Annotated in this window: 24 protein-coding genes; 8 read left to right on the top strand and 16 right to left on the bottom strand. The window is 66.3% G+C overall.

Annotated features, from left to right (window positions below; all coding sequences use genetic code 11):
- Positions 1-46: 46 nt before the first annotated feature.
- Both AB0L58_RS22215 and AB0L58_RS22210 read left to right on the top strand, forming a co-directional pair.
- The gene (locus AB0L58_RS22215) at positions 47-949 is read left to right on the top strand and encodes an alpha/beta hydrolase (protein ID WP_364389360.1); all 903 of its coding nucleotides are present in this window, start codon (positions 47-49) and stop codon (positions 947-949) included.
- Entirely contained in the window at positions 946-1,590 is a 645-nt protein-coding gene (locus AB0L58_RS22210) for a TetR/AcrR family transcriptional regulator C-terminal domain-containing protein (RefSeq protein WP_364389359.1), read from the top strand. Before AB0L58_RS22215 ends, AB0L58_RS22210 begins: the two co-directional genes overlap by 4 nt.
- 59 nt (positions 1,591-1,649) lie before the next feature.
- Here the strand turns inward: AB0L58_RS22210 and AB0L58_RS22205 are convergent, their stop codons facing one another.
- From AB0L58_RS22205 to AB0L58_RS22180, 6 genes are all read right to left on the bottom strand, one after another.
- Positions 1,650-2,291, bottom strand: coding sequence for a DUF1152 domain-containing protein (locus tag AB0L58_RS22205; RefSeq protein ID WP_364389358.1), 642 nt, complete (start codon positions 2,289-2,291; stop codon positions 1,650-1,652).
- A gap of 45 nt (positions 2,292-2,336) precedes the next feature.
- Entirely contained in the window at positions 2,337-2,768 is a 432-nt protein-coding gene (locus AB0L58_RS22200) for a nitroreductase family deazaflavin-dependent oxidoreductase (protein WP_364389357.1), read from the bottom strand.
- Between the two features lie 40 nt (positions 2,769-2,808).
- Positions 2,809-3,669: an alpha/beta fold hydrolase gene (locus AB0L58_RS22195; RefSeq protein WP_364389356.1), complete on the bottom strand. Its 861-nt coding sequence runs from the start codon at positions 3,667-3,669 to the stop codon at positions 2,809-2,811.
- 30 nt (positions 3,670-3,699) lie between these two features.
- Positions 3,700-4,332, bottom strand: a complete 633-nt coding sequence (locus AB0L58_RS22190) for a TetR/AcrR family transcriptional regulator (protein ID WP_364389355.1) — start codon at positions 4,330-4,332, stop codon at positions 3,700-3,702.
- A 227-nt stretch (positions 4,333-4,559) separates the two neighbouring features.
- Positions 4,560-5,354 (bottom strand): HAD-IIA family hydrolase, encoded by a 795-nt coding sequence (locus AB0L58_RS22185; RefSeq protein WP_364389354.1) that lies wholly within the window; start codon positions 5,352-5,354, stop codon positions 4,560-4,562.
- A gap of 56 nt (positions 5,355-5,410) precedes the next feature.
- Positions 5,411-5,800, bottom strand: a complete 390-nt coding sequence (locus AB0L58_RS22180) for a DUF2867 domain-containing protein (protein ID WP_364389353.1) — start codon at positions 5,798-5,800, stop codon at positions 5,411-5,413.
- Positions 5,801-5,858: 58 nt separating this feature from the next.
- On the opposite strand from AB0L58_RS22180, the gene AB0L58_RS22175 reads away from it, so the two are divergent.
- The gene (locus tag AB0L58_RS22175) at positions 5,859-6,446 is read left to right on the top strand and encodes a TetR/AcrR family transcriptional regulator (protein WP_364389352.1); all 588 of its coding nucleotides are present in this window, start codon (positions 5,859-5,861) and stop codon (positions 6,444-6,446) included.
- A 1-nt stretch (position 6,447) separates the two neighbouring features.
- On the opposite strand, the gene AB0L58_RS22170 is transcribed toward AB0L58_RS22175, so the two are convergent.
- Complete coding sequence (locus tag AB0L58_RS22170) at positions 6,448-6,693, bottom strand: hypothetical protein (protein WP_364389351.1); 246 nt, start codon at positions 6,691-6,693, stop codon at positions 6,448-6,450.
- A 120-nt stretch (positions 6,694-6,813) separates the two neighbouring features.
- Positions 6,814-7,134, bottom strand: coding sequence for a helix-turn-helix domain-containing protein (locus tag AB0L58_RS22165; RefSeq protein WP_364389350.1), 321 nt, complete (start codon positions 7,132-7,134; stop codon positions 6,814-6,816).
- Positions 7,135-7,180: 46 nt separating this feature from the next.
- Between AB0L58_RS22165 and AB0L58_RS22160 the strand changes: the two genes are divergently transcribed.
- Positions 7,181-8,362 (top strand): MFS transporter, encoded by a 1,182-nt coding sequence (locus tag AB0L58_RS22160; RefSeq protein ID WP_364389349.1) that lies wholly within the window; start codon positions 7,181-7,183, stop codon positions 8,360-8,362.
- A gap of 45 nt (positions 8,363-8,407) precedes the next feature.
- On the opposite strand, the gene AB0L58_RS22155 is transcribed toward AB0L58_RS22160, so the two are convergent.
- Complete coding sequence (locus AB0L58_RS22155) at positions 8,408-8,866, bottom strand: MarR family transcriptional regulator (protein ID WP_364389348.1); 459 nt, start codon at positions 8,864-8,866, stop codon at positions 8,408-8,410.
- A 123-nt stretch (positions 8,867-8,989) separates the two neighbouring features.
- Here AB0L58_RS22155 and AB0L58_RS22150 point away from each other — a divergent pair, with 123 nt between their 5' ends.
- Entirely contained in the window at positions 8,990-9,994 is a 1,005-nt protein-coding gene (locus AB0L58_RS22150) for an SMP-30/gluconolactonase/LRE family protein (RefSeq protein ID WP_364389347.1), read from the top strand.
- Positions 9,995-10,209: 215 nt separating this feature from the next.
- Positions 10,210-11,220, top strand: coding sequence for a DUF6585 family protein (locus AB0L58_RS22145; RefSeq protein WP_364389346.1), 1,011 nt, complete (start codon positions 10,210-10,212; stop codon positions 11,218-11,220).
- A 174-nt stretch (positions 11,221-11,394) separates the two neighbouring features.
- On the opposite strand, the gene groL is transcribed toward AB0L58_RS22145, so the two are convergent.
- Together groL and AB0L58_RS22135 are read right to left on the bottom strand one after the other, a co-directional pair.
- The gene (groL, locus tag AB0L58_RS22140) at positions 11,395-13,020 is read right to left on the bottom strand and encodes a chaperonin GroEL (RefSeq protein ID WP_364389345.1); all 1,626 of its coding nucleotides are present in this window, start codon (positions 13,018-13,020) and stop codon (positions 11,395-11,397) included.
- A 236-nt stretch (positions 13,021-13,256) separates the two neighbouring features.
- Positions 13,257-13,556, bottom strand: coding sequence for a DUF222 domain-containing protein (locus AB0L58_RS22135; RefSeq protein WP_364389344.1), 300 nt, complete (start codon positions 13,554-13,556; stop codon positions 13,257-13,259).
- 163 nt (positions 13,557-13,719) lie between these two features.
- On the opposite strand from AB0L58_RS22135, the gene AB0L58_RS22130 reads away from it, so the two are divergent.
- A complete protein-coding gene (locus AB0L58_RS22130; protein ID WP_364389343.1) occupies positions 13,720-14,394 on the top strand; it encodes a suppressor of fused domain protein in 675 nt (224 codons plus the stop codon).
- A 43-nt stretch (positions 14,395-14,437) separates the two neighbouring features.
- On the top strand, positions 14,438-16,495 hold the full coding sequence (locus tag AB0L58_RS22125; protein ID WP_364389342.1) for an NAD(+) synthase: 2,058 nt from the start codon (positions 14,438-14,440) through the stop codon (positions 16,493-16,495).
- 233 nt (positions 16,496-16,728) lie between these two features.
- On the opposite strand, the gene AB0L58_RS22120 is transcribed toward AB0L58_RS22125, so the two are convergent.
- The 5 genes from AB0L58_RS22120 to AB0L58_RS22100 all read right to left on the bottom strand — a co-directional run bounded on the left by AB0L58_RS22120 (position 16,729) and on the right by AB0L58_RS22100 (position 21,439).
- Positions 16,729-17,466, bottom strand: a complete 738-nt coding sequence (locus AB0L58_RS22120; RefSeq protein ID WP_364389341.1) for a Clp protease N-terminal domain-containing protein — start codon at positions 17,464-17,466, stop codon at positions 16,729-16,731.
- 51 nt (positions 17,467-17,517) lie between these two features.
- Positions 17,518-18,612 (bottom strand): FAD-dependent oxidoreductase, encoded by a 1,095-nt coding sequence (locus AB0L58_RS22115; protein ID WP_364389340.1) that lies wholly within the window; start codon positions 18,610-18,612, stop codon positions 17,518-17,520.
- 82 nt (positions 18,613-18,694) lie between these two features.
- Positions 18,695-19,744 carry an RNA polymerase sigma-70 factor gene (locus AB0L58_RS22110; RefSeq protein WP_364389339.1) on the bottom strand — a complete coding sequence of 350 codons (1,050 nt, stop codon included), beginning with the start codon at positions 19,742-19,744 and terminating at the stop codon, positions 18,695-18,697.
- A 73-nt stretch (positions 19,745-19,817) separates the two neighbouring features.
- On the bottom strand, positions 19,818-20,720 hold the full coding sequence (locus tag AB0L58_RS22105; protein ID WP_364389337.1) for a phosphatidylcholine/phosphatidylserine synthase: 903 nt from the start codon (positions 20,718-20,720) through the stop codon (positions 19,818-19,820).
- Entirely contained in the window at positions 20,717-21,439 is a 723-nt protein-coding gene (locus AB0L58_RS22100) for a phosphatidylserine decarboxylase (RefSeq protein WP_364389336.1), read from the bottom strand. The genes AB0L58_RS22105 and AB0L58_RS22100 overlap by 4 nt, the downstream gene beginning before the upstream one ends.
- Positions 21,440-21,644 lie beyond the last annotated feature (205 nt).

Genomic DNA, 21,644 nt, shown 5'->3' with positions numbered 1-21,644 from the left:
ATGTCTACGTTGTAGACTCAGTCTACGTTGTAGACAAGGAGCCGCAATGGCCGAAGCTGCCGTACGAATCGTCGAAACCCCTGGCACACGACTGCACACCGAAGCGGCCGGCACCGGGCCGGATCTGGTCCTCATCTCCGGTGGCGGCGGTGATGCCGGAATGTACGAGGCCGTCGTGCCACTGCTGGCCGACCGCTTCCGGGTCATCACCTTCGACCGGCGCGGCAATTCGCGCAGCCCACTCACCCATCCGCACGCCGCGATCGATATCGCGACGCAGGCGGCGGATGTCATCGCGGTGCTCGACGCCTACGCCATCGAGCGCGCCCACATCTTCGGCAGCAGCGGTGCCGCGATCATCGCGCTCGAACTGCTTGCCGCATACGAAGATCGGCTCATCGATGCGGTCGTGCACGAACCACCACTGGTCCAACTGCTCCCGGTCGAAAGCCCCGCGCGACAGGAAATCGCCGACATCGGCGAACTCGCCATCACCAAGGGCCCGATGCGCGCCTTCGCGGCATTCGGTGCGCTGACCATGCCGAATGTGCCACGGATCCTCCGGTCGAGTCCGGGACAGGCCCTGATGGCCGGTGCAAGTCGCGCGTCACTGGCGATCGGGGCGGCCCTTCGCCGAATCACCCGAATTCAGCCGTCGACCATGACCCGCCAACTGAACAATGCCGACCTGCTGCTGCGACGCGAACTACCCGCCTTCTGCTTCGACTACCTTCCGGATCTACCCGCCCTCCGGAAGGTCGAAGTGCCGTGGCGACTCGCGACCGGCCGCGAGAGCACCGGCAAGCCGTACTACGTCGCCACCCACACACTGGCCGACGAACTCGGCCGCGACTGCGTGGAATTCCCTGGCGGACATGTGCCCTACCAGTTGCAGCCGGAACAGTTCGGCACCCGACTGGTGGAGCTGTTCGACACGATGAGCGCATGAGCAAGCCGAAGCCGACCACCCGGATCGCATTGAATCGCGACTACATTGCCGCGACGGCGCTGACCGTGATCGATACGGCGGGGCTCGACGGCTTCACGATGCGGAAATTGGGTACGGCACTCGGGGCGGACCCGATGGCGGCCTACCGGCACTTCACCGATCAGCAGGACCTTTTCGACGGCATCGCCGAGGCCATGTTCGACGAACTGGAGATGGAAACCCTGCCATGGCAGCAAGATTGGCCGGAGCTGATGAGCGCCTACGCACATCGACTGCGTTCCACACTGCGCCGACACCCGAATGCCGTACCGATCTTCGCGACGCGACCGGTGCGCAGCGCCGCGGCGATCGAAACCGGAAACTGGATGCTCGAACGTCTACAAGGCGTCGGCTTCACCCCCGCGGTAGCCCTGCAATTCGCCCGCTGCCTCCGCGAATACGTAGTCGGCCACATCCTGAGCCACACCGTGGCCGCCGTAGCCGCCCAGCGCAGCCGCAAACCCACCCCGAGCACACCCGACTACAACACCCTCGCCGCGGCCGCCGACGCCACCGCGAACACCGACCACTTCGACATCGGCCTCACCGCAATGCTCGACGGATTCCGCAGGCTCCTCACCGAAATCACCGATCACCCTTAGCGCCTTCCGACGGGGCCTTCGGCTCAGTTTCAGCAGCAGACTCTCGAATACCCTGTCCATCAACGCCTTTGGGCTTCCTTATTTGCGGGCCAGGTGGAAATCGGCCGCACCATGTACAAAGCGTCAACGCCGCGGGCGTCGGCATCGGCCAGGTAGCCGTCGATGACGTCGAGTGTGTCTGGTGTGGGCATCTGAGGACGGCGGCGGTGCGCCAGTCGCTCGCGTTCGATGTCGATGTCGCTGTATCCGCGGCGCTCACGCAGCAACCGTTCGATCTCCTCGAGAGAGGAGGCCGACGCGAGAAACGTTGCCAGCGACGATTCCGCAAGGGCGGTGGCTGCAATCCGGTAGATGCGGGTAGCCGCGTCGGTGACCTCGACGACGGCACCGCGCTGGATCTCGACGGAGCCGCGCCAGCCCGACGCAGCCACGGCAAGCAGAGCATTGGCCTCCGATGGGTGCCATGACCAGATGCTCGTGAATCCTTCCGCATCCCGAGCTATCAGGTCGCCGACATCTTCCGCATCCAGCGCGTGCAATCGCCCATCGAGCTCTGTACGGGACAATTCGCCGTCGAGGCCGACACCGGCGACGAACACCCGAGTCGGCAGCCCGGACGTAATCGCGGCGGCCAAAGCGGCGGAGTCCGCAAGCGTGCCTGCGGCCTCCCGCTGCGGTTGATCACAGGCAGGTGCTCCCAACGTCGGCGGGTCCGAACGACAGGATTTAGTCGTTGTTCCAGCCGCCTAAGAATTGCCGTTGGTGGGAACCAGGATGACCACCGGAATCTGCCAGGACACCTTCGCCTGGAAGTCGGTGAGGAATGGTGCGTCCACTAGTTGGCGTTCCCAAAGTTCTTGCCGCTCATGACCTTCGGCAAAGGACGCGACTACCGGCCAGGATTCGATCCCGACCTCGACGACGGCCTCGGGACGCGCCGACAGATTGTGGTACCAGCCCGGACGATTCGGCCGCCCACCGTTCGCGGCGAAAACCACCACCCGGTCACCGTCACGCTGATATGCCAGCGGCCAGGTTCGGGGTTCGCCGCTGCGCGCACCGGTGGTGGTCAGCAGCAGCAGCGGTATATTCGCGAACTGCCCACCGACCTTTCCCGCGTTGGCGCGGAACTCCGCGATGACATCCAGATGTAGTTGCCGCCGTTGCTCATTCGACACGAGCACCAGCCTAGGACGGCTTACCGGAACGTGCGCCCGATCAGCGGTCGCGCAGCCACTTCTCGATTTGATCGACCGTGCTGCCGTACCGGCGGATCCAGCCGTTGTGGCCCAATCGTTCCGGCTGCACCCAGGTAGTCACCTCGGCCTCGGGCATCTTGGCCAGCAGGTGCGCGGCCGAGCTGCGCGGCGCGACGTCGTCGCCTTTGATGGTGATGGACAGCACCGGCAGCTTCAGTCGGGCGATTCGCTCCTCGTAGTCGATATCCGCATCGACCGGCACGAAGCGACCGGTGCGGGCCAGTCGGGCCCAGTCCGACATCAGCACCTTCGACTGGCGACCGAAGCCACCGAGCGAGATCCGGTCACCGGGCCAGAATCCGGCCAGATTGGCCGTCAGCGACATCGCCGTGGTGCCGACCAGCATGCCCGGACCCGAAATGCCCCGGAACCCACGGTGATACGGGGTACCGGAGGCGATCAGGATCAGCCCACCCAAGCGGCCCCGGATCCGCGATGCGTACAGCACCGCGAGCTGGCCGCCCATGCTGTGGCCGAGCAGATACGGGGTGCTGTCCGGGAACCGGTCGCGCACCACCGAGAAGATCGCCGGAAAGTCGACCGACGCCAGTTCGTGGTAGCCGAAGGCGCTCGCGGCGCTCGGGCGCGGGCGGCTGTCGCCCGCCCCGCGCAGCTCACCGATCGCGACATCGAAGCCGCGCGCGGCCAGCGCCTGGGCGAACAGTTCGTAATACCCGGCCGGGACACCGAGGCCGGGCACCAGCACCACCACCGGACGCGGCGCATCCGGGCGCACCGGATGCCGATGCACCCCGGTCGCCGCGAACAGCCGCACCGGCACGGTGGTGCCGTCCGGCATCTGGATGGGAACCGTCTCCATAGAGCGCACGCTATCCGACGGTCGCCGGAACTACGCGCCGACCGCACCCATGATCACTCGACTGAGCACCCGGATCACATCGTCCAATGGCGGGCGCGGGTCCGAACCGCTCCAGGAATCCACCACGTAGTTGACCGCGCCGATGATCGCCAGCACCCGCATCTCGTAGTCGCCCGTTGGGATTTCGCCGTGTAGGGCCGCATCCTCCGCGGCGCTGGCGAGTAGCGAGCCCCAGACCCGACGCAGCTCCAGCCGGAACTTCTCCACCTTCGGCCCGGCGCCGACGACCTCTACCAGCGCCACCCGCGCCTTGCGCGGATCGGAGCCGATGGATTCGACGTATGCGCGCACCGCGGCATCGATGATCTCGAGCGCGGTCGCGTCGGATTTCTTCTCGAGGGCGGCGGTCACCGCATCGCGCGACTCCCTGTCGATCTGCTCGTATAGCTCGAGTAGGAGGGATTCGCGGCCGGTGAACTCCTCGTAGAACTGCCTCGAGGAGAGTCCGGCGTCCTTACAGATAGCGCCGACCGAACTATTGGCGTAGCCGTCGCGCGCAAAGACCGTAAGGCCCGATTCCAGAAAACGCGCACGCCGCTGACGTTGCCGGTCCTCTACGGGTTGCCCGGCATACATTCGTCCCGTATTCGCATCCTGTGACATTGGGGCAGACAATACCGAAGGGCCCGATCCCCTCGTCATGGATCGGGCCCTTCGTCTCAACCTTCGGCCGAATAGGCGTTAGCCGAAAGTTGGCCGCTCGGTTGCTATTGCGCTTACGGTCCGCCGCTCTCCGATCTCACTGCCGCGACAGTGGACGTCACTGACTGTTTGCCGCAACGGAGGATACCGAAAGGCTCGGCGCGCCGAAAGTATTTTGCCGGACAATTTTAGAATAATTCTTTCGACAGGACTTTCAACAACGCGGGTAGTTCCGCCACGGAATCGATGACGTGATCCGGTGCGGCCGATGCCGCCGCCAGAACGGCGGGCCGGAATTTGCCGGTGCGCACCAGAACTCCGGTCATCCCGACCTGTTGGGCGGCGAGCACATCCGAGTGCAGATCGTCACCGATCATCAGCACCTCAGCCGGATCGAGGCCCATAAGGTCCGCGCAGGTTCGGAATCCGGCCGCCGCGGGCTTGCCGACCACCGCGATCTCGGCATTGCCCGCTGCCTCCAGACCCGGCAGGTACGCACCCGCGTCGATGCGGAGTCCCGTATCGGTGGCCCAGGTCAGGCCGCTGTGCATCGCAACGACCGGTATGCCGTCCAGCATCAGCTCGGCCACCCGGCTCAGCGCATCATGGGTGAATTCCGCACCGGCGCCGCCGATTACGATGACATCCGGATGTTCGCGGTCGAGCGTCAGCTCGGCGAGGTCGGTCTCGATATCGCCGTGATTGAGTACCCACACCGCCGCATCCGGATAGCGGCGACCCACATATTCGCCGGTGAGCCGCGCGGCGGTGACGATCTCCGCGGGATCGACATCGAATCCGGCCGCCCGCAGCCGCTCGGCGATCTCATCGCAGGTGCGGGAGGTGGTATTGGTGAGAAACCTTCGGCGCAAACCGCTTTCGCGCACGCGGCGCACGGCGTCGACCGCGCCGTCGAGCTCGCGCCAAGAGGTCACCAGCACGCCGTCGATGTCGTAGAGCACACCGCGTATGTCGCCGGACATGGCTTCAGCCTACGACCCTCGGGCGCGGTCGTCGCCGCATCCGTTCGGCCGGCGCGTCAGCGGGCGGCGGCGAAACCGCGGGCGGCGCGCGCGAGCATCCATGGCGTCAGCCTCCGGTGGAATGGTCGTATAACGGCGAAATACATTCGGCCCCATCGGTTTCGATACTCGACCAGCGAGGTGATGGTGACTGTGTCGTCGTGGACGAGAACCGAGACGACAAAGTCGAGAACCGCCATCATGTCGGCGGTCAGGTGCTCGCGCTCGTCACTTTCGCGATCGAGAAAAGGCTTGCCGAAGAATATCTTTCGGGTCCACTCCCGAGGATCGGTAGGCGCGCCGGGCGGCAACACTACTTCGTAGGAATCGATGTAATCCCAATTGGCGCCCGACGAGCGGGCCAGGGCGGCTCGTTCGGGAATTTCGACTCGTCCATAAATCGGCATCGCATTCCTCCGAATCCATACGGGAGCGTATGGAAAGACCATACGATAGCGTATGGGAATGACACAAGGGGACGCGACCGCGAAGGCTCGGCTCAGCGCCGGCGACTGGGCACAGGCCGCGCTGGACGCGCTGGCGGCGGGCGGTCTGGCGGCGGTCGCCGTCGAGCCCATCGCCAAGCGGCTCGGCACCACCAAGGGCAGCTTCTACTGGCATTTCAAGGACCGCGCGGCCCTCATCGACGCGGCCCTCGCGCGCTGGGAGCAGCGCAGTACCGACGATGTGATCGCCGAGATCGACGTCGAGACCGACCCGGCCGAGCGGTTGCACCGACTGTTCGCCCACGTCATCGACTACGCGGCCACCGGGCGCATCGAATTGGCACTCTTGGCTTCGGCGGACCAGGCATCGGTCGCCGCGACCCTGCGCCGGGTCGCGGACCGGCGCATCGAATACGTCGCGGAACTACTGCGCGAATCGGGACTGAGCGCCGGGCATGCGCGGACCAGAGCGGTTGTCACGGTGAGTATCTACCACGGCTTCAACCAACTGGCCCGGGTATCCCCCGATGCACTGCCGAGCACCGAAGCTCAGCGAAAGGCACTGGTGGACAGCGCATTCGAGAGTTTGCTGCCGAAGCAGCACTGAATCAGCTGCCGCCGCCGCAACCACCGCCGCCACCACCACATCCGCCGCCGCCGCAGCTCGAACCGCCGCCGCAGCTGGAGCCGCCGCCGCAACCACCGCCGCCGTCGCCGCCGCTGCCCGCGGCCCAGCGACTCCGACTGCGGCGGTTGCGACGCCCCCGACTGTCCCGGTTCGCGAGATTGATGATCGCGAGCATGCCGTACAGCAGCACGATGCCGATCACGATTATGATGAAGATCCCGTCCATTGTCCCCACCCCTGAGTGACATTCGAGGCTTGTCCCCGCCCCAAGTGCACCCGCTAGGGGACCGCTGGTAAAGCCACTACTTTTGGGGCGTTTGAATACCAGGCGGCCGATGCGCTCGGGTCAGGATCGTGAGCCGTTGACGATCGCATCGAGCAGGCCGGGAAAACGTTCCTCCAGATCGTCGCGTCGCAGTTCGACGAGCCGGTTGCGGCCGGAGACGTAGGTGGTCGTAACACCCGCGTCGCGCAGCACCTTCCAGTGGTGCGATGCGGTCGCGGCGGTGATTTCGACATCGTATTTGTCGACGGCGCAGCTGAGCGGTTCGCGAACCCCGGCGAGGGCGCGGATCAACTCCAGCCGGATCGGATCGGCGATGGCGCCGAGCACCCGGATCAGGTCCAGGTCGCCGGTGCTCGGCTGCGGTAGCTGGCGCACGTTCATCCTCCGATCGTTTGACAATCATCTAATTATATCTCAGCATCGTAAGATGCTTCGACAACTATCGAACAATCTGTACCGATCCCTGATTCCCCTCGCCGTCGGTACCTTCGTGCTGGGTACCGACGGATTCGTACTCAATGGCATGCTCCCGCTCATCGCCCACGACCTGCATGTTTCGGTGGCGACCGCGGGCCAGCTCACCACCATGTTCGCCTGGACCTATGCCATCGCCTCACCGGTTATCGCGGCCGCCACCGGATCTTGGGACCGACGCTGGGTATTGGGCGCAGGCGCGACACTTTTCGTCATCGGCATGATCGGACAGGCCGCGGCACAAGACTTTTCGACGATGGCTGCGGCGCGTGTCATCGCCGCGATCGGCGCGGCGGCATTTCAGGCCAATGCCTTCGCCGTCGCCGGGGTGGTCGCCGACGACGCGCATCGCGGTCGCGCGCTGTCCGTCGTCACCGCCGGAATCACGCTGTCCGCCGTCGCGGGCGTGCCGATCGGCATATTCGTGGAGCGCTGGATCGGCTGGCGCGGGGTGCTCTGGGCGATCGTCGCGGGCGGCGCCATCGCGGCCGCGCTCGTGGTGCTGCTGCCACGTGTCACCTTGCCGAGTACCGGACTGCGCGACCGCGTCGGCATCCTCGCCCGGCCCGCCGTGCTGCGGGTGCTGCTGGTGACGACGCTGCAGATGACCGCCGGCTACACGACCATCGTCTACCTGCCGGTCGTCGTCGCGCCATCGGTGCCGCAGGGGCAACTCGCGTGGCTGCTGCTGGTCATGGGCGTCGGCCAAGTCATCGGCAATGCCCAGGCGGGCCGGGCGGTGGACCGCTTCGGCCCGACACGGACACTGACCGTCGGCCTGGTCGGCAGCTTCGTCGGACTGATCCTGCTCGGCCTGGCTACCCACGCCAACTGGGCGGTCTTCGCAGTTCTCGGCCTGACCGGCCTCTTCGGATCCGCGATTCTGATCCCGCAGCAGTTCCGGCTCTTCGCCATTGCCCACGACGCGCCGACCGTCGCGCTCGGACTCAATGGCTCGGCCATCTACCTCGGCAGCGGCATCGGCTCACTACTCGGCGGCACGGTGCTGGATTCCTCAGGCGCGAGCTGGCTCCCGTGGACCTCCGCCGCGGTCGGCTTCGTCGCGCTCGCGCTCGGTGTGGCGACATTGCGCCGCCCGACCCGCGCCGCGACGGCGGTGGCCGCTTCGGCGTGAAATCGCGTACACCCCAATAGCTCCCGGGTCGATCCGATCCGGGAGCTATTTTTTCGGCGCCGATTCGGGGCGGATGGAGTCGAGCAGGTCGGCGCAGCGGGTGAGCAGGCCGCGCAGTGCGGCGATTTCGGCCTCGGTGAATTCGTCGGCCAATGCGCGTTCCACGGGGACGGCATTCGCATCCGCCTCTTGCGCGAGCACCGCACCCGCTTCGGTGAGACGGGTCTCCAGGACGTTCTTGTGCCAGGCGTGCGGGATGCGCTCGATGAGGCCGCGGTCCTGGAGATTCGTCAGGATCGTATTCATGGTCGGCGGGGTCACCCCGCACAGCCGGGCCAGCGCGGCGGCATTGATGCCGGGGTTTTCGATGAGGAACAGCAGGGCCCCGTACTGGGGAACGGTGAGGCCCACCGGCTTGAGCGCCGCACTCTTCGCCGAGTTGAGGGCCTGTTCGGCGCGTTTGATGTACGAGCCGAGGCGCTCGGAGGAGTGCATGGACGTCATATCCGCATGGTAACTGCCCGTCTTCTCGTTAGACTCTTGACGATAATTAGAGTTCTAACATATGTTTGTGCGCATTCTTAGATGTGAGTACATCCAGATGTTCGACTATCAGGAGCCACGAGCATGTTCCGCACCATCTCGACCATCGCCACCGCCGTTGCCTGCACCGCCGTCGCGGCGTGCGGCACCGCGACGGAGGCCACCATCGCGAGCCCACCGGCCATCCACATCGGAACCGCGTACGAACTGCCCGGTGATCGCGTCTACCCGGAGGGCATCGCCGTTGATCCCCGCACGGGTGACACCTACGTCGGCTCATATGCCAACGGTGCCGTCTACCGTGCAACGCCCGGCACCGCGCGGGCCGAAATCTTCCTGCCCGAGGGCACCGACGGCCGCAAGACCGCCAATGGCCTGAAAGTCGATGCGGCGGGGCGACTGTGGGTTATCGACTCGACCGCCGGAGTCGCCGTATACGACATCGCCAGCCGGGCGCTGATCGCCCGCTTCGATATCACCGGCGCCGGACCGAGCCTGGTCAACGATCTGGCCATCACCCCGGACGGCAGCGCATATCTGACCGACAGCCTGCGGCCGGTGGTCTACCGAGTCACCCCGGAGCAGGTCACCGCCGCAGCGGCGCACGGCGGAAAGGCTGATCTGACAACACAATTCGACCTGAGCACCACCATCAGCCCGCATGCGCCCGATGCATTCACCTTGAACGGCATCGTTTGCGACGATTCCGGTCGCTATCTGCTGATCGTCGATATGAACACCGGTGAGCTGTATCGCGTTGCGACCGCTGCGAATTCGCCGGATCCGGTCCGCAAGGTGACCATGCGCGGCGCGGACCTGAAACACGGTGACGGACTGGAATTGCACGGCAGCACCCTGTGGGCAGCCCAGAATGCCAGCAACACCATCACGCGCTGGCAGATCACCGACGATGGCGCGACCGTCGAACTGGAACGTACGGTGACCGATGCGTCCCTGCGCATTCCCACCACATTGGTGCGCAGCAATGATCGAACGCTGGTTGTCTCTTCTCAATTCGACAAGGGCGGGCCGATGGGTCCGGGCACCCCGACCATGCCATTTGCCGTTCTGACGGTCGACGGAATCTGATCCGAGCCGTCGATTCGAGCAGCTGAGGCGGCCAACCGGTTATTCGGCGGGTGACAAGTTGATCTAAATCGCGACGAAACGCCCGCACCCATTGCGGGTTTGCCGACGCGGTGGCGTAAGCTCGGCCGACTGACTGGGCACGAGGCTGGGGTGGCGACCTTCGGTCGAGTGTCTTACGCTTCGCCGCGGAGGAAAACCGCCTCATGGAGGGACAATTGACCACTCCGAGCCAGGGCGATATCGGAACCGGCGGGTCGCAAAAGGTTCCACTGTCGCAACTGATCCACCTGATGGCCGAATATCAGAAGCTCGGCACGCACCGACAGACCTTTCTACCGGCGCCGGCGAGCGATACTTTCGTGCGCGGCTGCGGGATCGTCGCCGGCGGGTTCATGGCCGTCGGGGTCATCTGCGTGACGGTCGGGGCATATCCCGGTGCGCTCGCGGTCGGTCTGATCGGCCTGGTGCCCGCATCGATGGCATTCCTGCGCGGGCGGCGCAATCGTCGACACCGCGCCGCCCGGCTGGATCTATTCGACTTCGGCATGACCGTCTATCGCTCCGGTGAGCAGGTGGCCGGATTCCGCTGGAATACCGCCGAAGTGCGTCAGCAGGTCATCCCCTTCCAAACTTCGGCCCCCACCGAGTACTCGCTGCGGATGTCCGGCCCCGACGGCGCCGAGGCCGCATTCGACGACACCCTGTTCGGCGACGCGCGCGACTGGGGCAGGGCCATCCAGTCTGCCGTTACCCTGGCCCAGCTCCCCCGCGCCGTCGCCGCCATCGATGACGGCGCGACCGTCGAATTCGGCGAAATCACCCTCGACCTGACCGCGCTCTACTTCCGCAGTCGGGCCTACACCTGGGAACACATCCAATTGATCGACGCCCGAAGCGGTTTGGTCCGCATGAAGGTCGACGGCAACTGGGTCTCCCTCACCCCCGTCGGCCAGGTCCCGAACTTCTACATCTTCAACGAACTCGCCGAACGCCTACGCGTGGCCGCCGCCGCGGAGTTCGCCGCTGAATCGGCCGCAACCGAACCCGCGGATCCCGAACCGTCGGCCGTCGAACCGGTTACCGAGCCCGAACCGCCCACACCGGTGGTCGACAGCACGTCCGAGCCAGCCGTCGACCGACAAATCGAAGCTCCGCCCCCTACGGCCGATGCGAGCACCGAAACAACCGACCGCCCAACGCAAGATCTGAGCGCCGCATCGAATTGATACATACCCCAACACCTTTTGCCGAATAGATAGCTGACGCGATAGTCACTCGGGCCTCGCGGCGAACGGAATCGCCAGCGGGAAGGCTCTTTCAAAGTAGACCGGAAAGGCCGAAGGCCGGTCCACCAATAGTGGACCGGCCTTCGGTTTCGAAGGTGTTGCCAGAGGCTGGACTCAGAAGTCCATGCCGCCCATGCCACCGGTCGGGTCGCCCGCGGGAGCGGCGGCCTTCTCCGGCTTGTCGGCGACGACGGCCTCGGTGGTCAGGAACAGGGCCGCGATGGAGGCCGCGTTCTGCAGGGCCGAACGGGTGACCTTGACCGGGTCGGCGACACCAGCGGCCAGCAGGTCCTGGTACTCGCCCGAGTCGGCATTCAGACCGTGACCCGCCGGAAGGTTCGAAACCTTCTCGGCGACAACGCCGGGCTCGAGGCCCGCGTTGAAGGCGATCTGCTTCAGCGGGGCCGACAGCGCGACACGCACGATGTTCGCACCGGTCGCCTCGTCACCGGAGACCTTCAGGTCGTCGAGCGCCGGAGCCGACTGCAGCAGGGCCACGCCACCACCGGCGACGATGCCCTCCTCCACGGCGGCCTTGGCGTTGCGCACGGCATCCTCGATGCGGTGCTTGCGCTCCTTGAGCTCGACCTCGGTCGCGGCACCGGCCTTGATCACCGCAACACCACCGGCCAGCTTGGCCAGACGCTCCTGCAGCTTCTCCCGGTCATAATCCGAATCCGAGTTCTCGATCTCGGTGCGGATCTGCGCGACGCGGCCCTTGATGGCCTCCGCGTCACCCGCGCCCTCGACGATGGTGGTCTCGTCCTTGGTGATGACGACCTTGCGGGCCTGGCCGAGCAGCTCGATGCCGGCGGTCTCCAAGGAGAGGCCGACCTCTTCGCTGATGACCTCGCCACCGGTCAGGATGGCGATATCGGCCAGCTGAGCCTTGCGACGGTCACCGAAGCCCGGCGCCTTGACGGCAACGGACTTGAAGGTGCCGCGGATCTTGTTCACGACCAGGGTCGACAGGGCCTCGCCCTCGACGTCCTCGGCGATGATCAGCAGCGGCTTACCGGCCTGGATGACCTTCTCCAGCAGCGGCAGCAGGTCCTTGACGGTGGAAACCTTGGATCCGACGAGCAGGATGTACGGATCCTCGAGGACCGCTTCCTGACGCTCCGGGTCGGTCACGAAGTAACCCGAGATGTAACCCTTGTCGAAGCGCATGCCCTCGGTGAGCTCCAGCTGGAGTCCGAAGGTGTTGCTCTCCTCGACGGTGATGACGCCTTCCTTGCCGACCTTGTCCATGGCCTCGGCGATCAGCTCACCGATGGACGCGTCGCCGGCCGAGATACCGGCGGTGGCGGCGATCTGCTCCTTGGTCTCGACCTCCTTGGCGGTCGCGAGGAGCTTGGTGGTGACGGCCTCGACGGCCTTCTCGATGCCGCGCTTCAGGCCCAGCGGGTTGGCGCCGGCGGCGACGTTGCGCAGGCCCTCACGTACGAGCGCCTGGGCGAGCACAGTGGCGGTGGTGGTGCCGTCGCCCGCGACGTCGTCGGTCTTCTTGGCGACTTCCTTGACCAGCTCGGCGCCGATCTTCTCGTACGGGTCCTCCAGGTCGATCTCCTTGGCGATGGAAACACCATCGTTGGTGATCGTGGGGGCGCCCCACTTCTTCTCCAGGACAACGTTGCGACCCTTGGGGCCCAGCGTCACCTTGACCGCGTCGGCGAGGGCGTTCAGACCCCGCTCGAGGCCGCGACGGGCCTCTTCGTCGTACGCAATTGTCTTGGCCATTGCGTTGAGATCCTCCACATGTATATGGCTGACACACAGGACGATCGCAGGTTGGATCGCCCCATTTACGCTGGCCAGGTTCGGTGCCCGCGACGGACGACCGAGGGTGTCGATGGAACCCGGTCTCACCGTCCCGACCTGGCACTCACACGTCGAGAGTGCCAAGCCCTTTTTAGCACTCAGGGGTACCGAGTGCAAGGTCCGCGCCCGGCGGCTCGGTGCCGGGTCGGACCAGCTCAGGCCGAGCTGCGGTCGTCCACCCGGAGTATCAAGGCGACAAACGCATCGGCCCGGCGCTGTTCGGGCGTGCGCGGTTCACCCTCATCGACGGTTACGAGTTCCGCGTCGTTCAGCAGCAACTCCGCCTCCACCCGCATGATCGCCCGAATGAACGGCGGCGCGACGTCTGGCGGCAGGTCGCCGTTGATGACGTAGCTGCCATCCGGTTGCGATTCGGTGGAGACATAGGTCATCGCACGCTCGAGATCAGCGCGTCGTTCCCCCGCAACCAGGTCGGAATCCATGTCATCCGCCATTGCTATAGCTTACCGGTGCACCGGAGCAGCCTATTCCCGACAGGCCGACCAGTCCGGATTCGGCGGCGCCGACCCAGGCCGCGCGACAACAAATCGCTGTCCGCCAACGCCTTCCGATCCACGTGGCGCGGCGCATGATCGACGCCGACCTTATGGTGTCCAGGTGAGTGAAAGTCCCGGCTGGAACGCTATCGACGCCGCGTTGGAGCAGCTGTACCACGACACCGCACCCAGCCACTGGGGGACGCGGGTCTCCTGGTCGCTCGGTGGGCCCGATCCGCTGGACGGCATCAGCGCCTATCCGCGCACCGAACCGGTCCCACACTGGCACTACATCAGCTACGGCATGACCGAGCTGTACGAGAAGGAATGGGATAACCCGGATGAATCGGGCTGGGGATTCGAATTCACCTTCCGGCTGCTCCGCACCCCGACCGATACTGATCCACCGGTCTGGCCCGCGAACTTCCTGCAGAATCTGGCCAGGTACGTATTCCAATCCGGGAATTGGTTCGCACCCGGCCACACCATCAAATCGAACGGCCCGATCGCCGCGGACCATCCGGATTCCGATATCCACGCCGTCGCCTTCACCGTCGACCCGGAACTCGGCGCCATCGACACACCGCACGGGCGCGTCCAGTTCCTGCAGATCGTCGGCCTGACGATGCCGGAGTACCGAGCCGCACAGGGCGGGCACACCCAGGCCGTCCTCGACGAGCTCGCGCCATGGCTGCCGCTGTTGGTCACCGATATCGAGCGCGGACCGCTCATGGAGGAGCCGAAGGCCAAGGCGAAATGGCCGCGCTGGGGCGGGGGCCTGCGCGGGCGGGCGTAGATTGCGTCACGGAGAAAGATCAACGATCCCGAAGGGGGCGCCCGTGCCCGCGTTGCCGTTCGACTCGCTCTATCGGCACGGGTTCGCGCGGGTGGCGGTCGCGGTGCCGCGAGTCCGGGTCGTCGATCCCGCGTTCAATGTCGAGCAGACACTCGAGCTCGCACGGCGCGCGGCCGCCGACGGCGTGGTGCTGACGGTCTTTCCCGAACTCGGACTTTCCAGCTACACCGCCGACGATCTGTTCCACCAGGATGCGCTCGACGATGCGGTGGCCGCGGCCATCGAGCGGGTGGTCGCGGCGAGCGCGGATATCGACACGGTGCTGGTGGTCGGTGCGCCGGTGCGGACGCAGGGTCGGCTGTTCAACTGCGCGATCGCGGTATGCCGCGGCACCGTGCTGGGCGCGGCGCCCAAGAGCTATCTGCCGAACTATCGCGAGTTCTACGAGAAGCGCCAGTTCGCGGCGGCACGCGAAACCCTGGACGACCACATCACGATCGCGGGTCAGCGGGTGCCGTTCGGCTCCGATCTATTGTTCACCGCGACCAATCTCGACGGCTTCGTATTCCACCTGGAAATCTGTGAGGACGGCTGGGTTCCGTTGCCGCCCAGCGGCTATGCCGCGCTGGCCGGTGCGACGGTGCTGGTCAACCTGTCGGCCAGCAATATCGTCATCGGCAAGGCCGACTACCGGCGCGCGCTGTGCACCTCGCATTCCGCGCGCTATCTGGCCGCCTATCTGTATTCGGCTGCGGGGCACGGTGAATCGACCACCGATATGGCCTGGGACGGACAGGCACTGGTGTGCGAGAACGGGGACCTGCTCGCCGAGGGTGCGCGGTTCTGCGACCAGCCGCAGTTGATCACCGCCGATCTCGATCTGCAGCGGCTGGCCGCAGATCGCATCCGCACCACCAGTTTCGCCGACAATGTGCACGATCACCGCGACCGCCTGGTCCGGCTGCGGCGCATCGAGCTGACGTTGCCGATCCCGGCGAGTGCCGTCGCCTTGCGGCGCGAAATCCAGCGCTTCCCTTACGTTCCCAGCGATCCGGCCGCCCGCAACGAGCGGTGCGCCGAGGTACATCACATCCAGGTCGAGGGGCTGAGCACTCGCCTGCGCGCGACCGGCAGTCAGCGGGTGGTCATCGGCGTCTCCGGCGGTTTGGACTCCACCCAGGCGCTGATCGTGGCAGCGAAAACCATGGACCGGCTCGGGCTGCCGCGCACGAATGTGCTGGCCTACACCATGCCCGGCTTCGCGACCAGCACTCGCACCCGCACCGACGCGCACGCGCTGATGGACGCGCTCGGCGTGACCGCCCACGAGATCGATATCCGCCCGTCCGCCACCCAGATGCTGCGCGACCTGAATCATCCAGCCGCCGACGATGTTCCGCAGTACGACATCACCTTCGAGAATGTGCAGGCGGGCGAGCGCACCTCGCACCTGTTCCGACTCGCCAACCAGCACCACGGGCTCGTGGTCGGCACCGGCGATCTCAGCGAACTCGCCCTGGGCTGGTGCACTTTCGGCGTCGGTGATCATATGGCGCACTACAGCGTGAATGCCTCGGTCCCCAAGACACTGATCAAATATCTGATCGCGTGGGCGGTCGACACCGATCAGTTCGGACCAGAGGCGGGCCGGGTGCTGTCATCGATCCTGCAGACCGAGATCTCGCCGGAGCTGGTGCCCAGCCACGATTCCACCGCACCGAGCCAGAGCTCCGAGGCCACCGTCGGCCCCTACGAACTGCAGGACTTCCACCTCTACTACCTGCTGCGCTTCGGCTACCGTCCGAGCCGGGTCGCCTACCTGGCCCGGCACGCCTGGTCCGAGCGTGACCGCGGTAGCTGGCCGGACCTCATTCCGGCCGACCAGCGCAACACCTACGATCTGCCGACCATCAAACACTGGCTCGCCGAATTCCTGCGCCGCTTCGTCCAGACCAGCCAGTTCAAACGCTCCACCCTGCCCAATGCCCCGAAAGTCGGTTCGGGCGGCTCACTTTCACCACGCGGCGACTGGCGCGCGCCGAGCGACGCCTCCGCCGCCGCCTGGCTGGACGAACTCGCCCGCAACGTGCCGGAGAACTGAGCCACCGTCTCGCCGCGACGGGCGCCGGTATTCGGGCGGATCCCGGAACCGCGCCGACATCCCCCGCGTGCGGATCGCCCGCCGCTGCCGTGCCCTGGCCCCGTGCGCGAGCGCCAGCGAGCGGAACCATGAACACAGCGCCCATCGGCGCGCGACGGAGCCGAGCGCCGATCGAATGCCGATGACCATCCAGGCAATTCGGCGTCGTCGAGCGGCGAACGCGGCCCGGACGTTCATGACTTCTCGGCGACGATCACCGAAAGCAGTTCGACCAGATCGGCTTCGGCCTTCGCCTTGTCCACGCCGAGATCGGACAGGATTCCGGAACCGTTCTCCTGTTCGAGCAGTGCGAGCAGTACGTGTTCGGTGCCGACGTAGTTGTGCCCCAAGCGAAGTGCCTCACGGAAGGTCAGCTCCAGCACCTTCTTGGCCTCGGGTCCGAACGGAATGAGCGGACCCACCTTCGCCGGGTCGGCAGGCCGTTCGGCGATGGCCGCTGTCGCCGCATCCCGGACCGCGTCGAGTCGTACCCCCTGGGCGGTGATTGCCCGCGCGGCGAGACTTTCCGGTTGGGACAGCAGGCCGAGTACCAGATGTCCGACGGCGATCTCCGGATGACCGGAGGTGTGAGCCGCCTCTTGGGAGGCCACCACCACCTTCCGCGCCCGCGGAGTGAACTTCGCGAAGCCCGCACTGGGGTCCATGGCCGTAGCCTCCGCCGGATCACCCGGCCCCTTCGGGACGAACCGCTTCTGCGCCGCCTGTTTGGTGACGCCCATGCTGGCGCCGATATCGGTCCACGAGGCGCCGGAGCGGCGGGCCTGATCCACGAAGTGGCCGATCAGATGATCGGCCACTTCGCCGAGATGCCCGGCCGCGACCACCGCGTCGGAGAGTTGGTCGAGCACATTGTCCGGACGTGCCTTTTTGATGCCATCGATCAGATCGTCGAGTCGTACGTTGATTGCCATGCGTCAACCATAGGTTGACGATATCGCTTCGTCAACCGTTAGTTGACGCTTTCATGGACGCGCCGCATTTGCCGCACCGCGCACGATCTGTTCCTTGAACCAGGCCGCCCTCCGCCCGGTGAGAACGGTCCGACCCGGCGCATCGTCCGCGTGCAGGAACTGGATGACGCCATCGCGCCGACCGAGGCTGATGCACTGAAAGTAGTACCGGAACCGCAGCTCACGGGGCACACGACCGGCCAGCCGTGCGACTACGGCATCGGCCGCGTACTTACCGGTGGGCAATGCCGTCGCACAGGCCATCCGCAGCTCCCGACCACCCGGACCCGCGATCACCGCGGCATCGCCAGCCGCATACACATCCGGATGCGATACCGACCGCAATATCTCGTCGGTGCGCACCCGACCATGTCCGTCTACCGCGAGCCCGGCCCGCCGCGCCAGCTCCGGCACCCCGAATCCGGCGGTCCACACCGTCGCGGCCGCCTCGACCACGGCCCCGTCGGCCAACCGCACACCCTCGGGCGTCACCTCGATGACCTTCGCATCCGAACGGATCTCGACCCCGAGCCGCTCCAGCACGCGCCGCACATGCCCGCGCGCTCGTCCCGACAACCAGGAAGCCGGCTCATCCGAGCCGAGCAGCACCACTGGCGAATCCGGCCGGGACTCGGCCAGTTCCGCGGCCAGCTCGATGCCGGTGGCGCCGCCACCGACCACCACGATCCGTCCGGTCGGAATGCCGTTGCGCAACCACTCCGAATCCTGAGGTGTGGCAACAGAATACGCGTACTCGGCCACCCCGGGCACGCCCGCCGCGTCGTTCGCGCTGCCCAGCGCATAGATGAGCGTGTCGTATTCGAGATCCGGTACGCCATCGAGAATCACCCGCTTGCGCTCGGTATCGATCCCGCGTGCCCACGCCCGCACGAAATGGATTCGCCTGGGTTCGAGCAACTCTCGCAGATCCCATTCCGGAATCGACTGCCCCGCACCGTATTGGTGCAATCGCACCCGTTCCACGAAGGTCGCACGGGCGTCGACAACGGCGATATGGACGTCATGCGCGGTGCGCGCCAACCTGCGGGCCGCTGCCAGCCCCGCGTATCCGGCGCCGAGGACGACGATTCGATGCTGTCCGGTCATGATGTGGCTCCCTTTCGATCGGCCGACACCCCTCAGACGGCACAACCGACCGATCTCTGACAGCCCCGGGATATGACCCGCATCACTCCACGACGACGCGCTCGATATAGGACAGCTTCTCCGGATTGACGATCAAACGCAGCGCGGTCACCACCTCGTCGAGAGTGTCCACGCCGACGACCAGCGCCGGTTCCCCAGCCAACCGCACGACGACCGCGAGCGTGCCATTGATCTCCTCCAGCACCATCTGCATCCCCGGCACTTCCCAGCGGAATAATCCGGCCACGTACCGGGCGACCGCGGGCGCACCGACGACCGGCCGTCGAGCCGCATTGACCTGCCCGCCGCCGTCCGCGGTCGAGACGACATCGGCCGCGAGCATTCGCTCCAAGGCCTCGATATCCCCGATCCGCGCCGCCTTCAGGAAGCGTTCGATCAGTTCCCGAGCCTGATCGGCCGGAACATCGAAGCGCGGCCGCCCCTCGCGCACCCGGATCCCGGCTCGGCGGAAGATCTGCTGCGAATTGGCCTCGGACACCGCGAGCATGTCCGCGATCTCCCGGTGGGCATAGCCGAACGCCTCGCGCAGCACGAAAACCGCGCGCTCGATCGGGCTCAACCGTTCCAATGCGGTCAGCAGCGCCAGCGATACCAGCTCGCGCTCCTCGACCGTCTCCAGTGGCCCGAGCTCACCGCGAGCGGTCGGCACCGGCTCGGGCAGCCACGGTCCGACATAGGTTTCGCGGCGGGCCCGCGCCGAGACCAGCCAGGTGCGGCAGAGATTCACGATCGCGGTGGTCAACCAGGCCTCGGCCGAGCGAATCGTCGCCCGATCGGTGCCGTCCCAGCGCAGGTAGGTCTCCTGTACCGCGTCCTCGGCTTCGGTCGCGGAGCCGAGCATCCGATAGGCGAGCGCGAACAGGCGCGGGCGATGCGCCTGGAATTCGCGCAATCCATCCAGTTCCACCGCCACCTTCTTCCGTGCTCGGCCGCCGGAGATGACGGTACCGGTCAGGGTCCACCCGGCCCTCGGGAGTTCGGTGGCCCGCCCAATGGCTCGGCCACCCCAGAAAACCCGACCCGGATCGAAACCCCAGACTCCCAAACCACCAAGTGCCGCAAGACCGCTCATTACCGCAGCATTCCCGGGCGGCCTAGACGATTCCTTAAGGAATACCAGGCAACCCGAAACAGCGGATAAACGCTCAGTTGTGCAGGTCGTCCATCCGACGTTCCTTACCCGGACTGCGCAGCCGCAGGCGGCTCGCCCCGCGGATCGCCGGACGCCGCAGCGCGGGCCGGCGCCGCTGCGCCCGCCGCTGGGCCCGCCGCTCGGACGGCTTGTGCTGCCAGGTCTCCGGACGCGCGGCCACCCAGCGCTGCGAATGCCAGGCGAACGGGATATGCCCGAGGTACAGCGCGACCAGCACCAGTAGCAGCACGATCGGATAGGTGACCAGCGCCGCCGCCGCCAACGCGGTCAGCACCAGCAGCCCGGCCGCGGCCTGCGGCGCCACCGACACCGACTTCATGGCCAGCGTCGGAATCGTGCTGACCGCCAGCGCCGCGGCGAATAAGGTCCAGGCCGCGACCTCGTAGTAGCCGACCCACCAGCCGTCACCGAACTGCACGTACAGCCCGATCGGCACCAGCGCGATCAGCGCCGCCGCCGGCGCGGGGACACCGACGAAGTACTCGCGTGACCATTCCGGCCGCGTGTCGTCGTCGAGCAGGGTGTTGAACCTGGCCAGGCGCAGCACGATGCTCACCGTGAAGACCAGCGCGATGATCCAGCCCGCGCTATTGCTGTCCAGCAGCGCGATGTAGAGCACCAGACCGGGCGCGACGCCGAAGGAGATGGCGTCGGAGAGCGAATCGAGTTCGGCGCCCATCTTGGTGGTGGCGCTCAACATCCGGGCCAGCCGACCGTCGAGAGTGTCCAGTACGGCCGCGGCGCCGACCATCGCCAAGGAGATGTCGAGCTTGTCGTCCAGGGCGAACTTCACCGCGGACAGTCCGGCGCACAGCGCCATGATTGTCACGATGCTCGGCAACAGCCGGATGGTCCGGCGCCTTCGCTGCGGTGTGGGCAGGGCCTGCTCCATCATGAGTCGGTGGACAGTACGGCCAGCACAGTTTCGCCCCCGATCGTGCGCTGTCCGGGTTCGACGAGTAGTTCGGTACCCGCCGGGAAATACGTGTCGACCCTGGAGCCGAATCGGATCAGGCCGTAGGTATCGCCGATGGTCAGTTTGTCGCCGACCTGTGCGTCGCAGACGATGCGCCGCGCCAGCAGACCCGCGATCTGCACGACCACGAGCTGCGCGCCACCGGCGGTATCGATGACCATGCTGTTGCGCTCGTTCACCGCACTGGCCTCCGGCAGATCCGCAGAACGGAACTGCCCGGACTGGTGCAGCACGGTGCGCACGACGCCGGAGATGGGGGTGCGCTGCACGTGGACGTCGAGCACCGAAAGGAAGATGCTCACGCGCGGCAGCGGCACATCGCCGAGGCCCAGTTCAGCAGGTGGAGTCGCGGTATCGACCAGGGCGATCTCACCATCGGCCGGTGCGACGACCGCGCCCGGCCGGTTCGGTGGCACCCGGTTCGGGTGCCGGAAGAACGTCGCGCAGGCCGCTGCGGCCAGCAGCCCCGAACGGCGCACCCACTTGCGCTTGCCGCCGATGACCGCCACCGCGAGCGGTGCCGCGACAAAGGGCAGCCCAGCGGGATGTAGCGGGGGAATCGCGGCCCGGACCAGATCGACGATATGGCCGACTCCGGTCGTTTCGGGCGTGCCGGGCGGGGTGGGACGGCGTGCCACAGGCTCCTCTTTCGTGCTCGATGCAGACGGTTTGCGCCCCTCAACGATAGGTCGGCGCAAGCGTTCACACCTTACGGGAACGGAGCCTGTAGCACTGCGGCGTTCGCGTCAGGCCTGGAGTAGACAGCCTGGGTAACCACGGAGGGCCCCGCGAACGCCGCAAATCCAACACGGGCGGCGTTCGCGTCAGGCCCGGAGGATACAG

Origin of the sequence: Nocardia sp. NPDC052112, assembly GCF_040680135.1 — a bacterium.
Classification (GTDB): Bacteria; Actinomycetota; Actinomycetes; order Mycobacteriales; family Mycobacteriaceae; genus Nocardia.
This window is presented reverse-complemented; position numbering and strand designations above follow the sequence as displayed.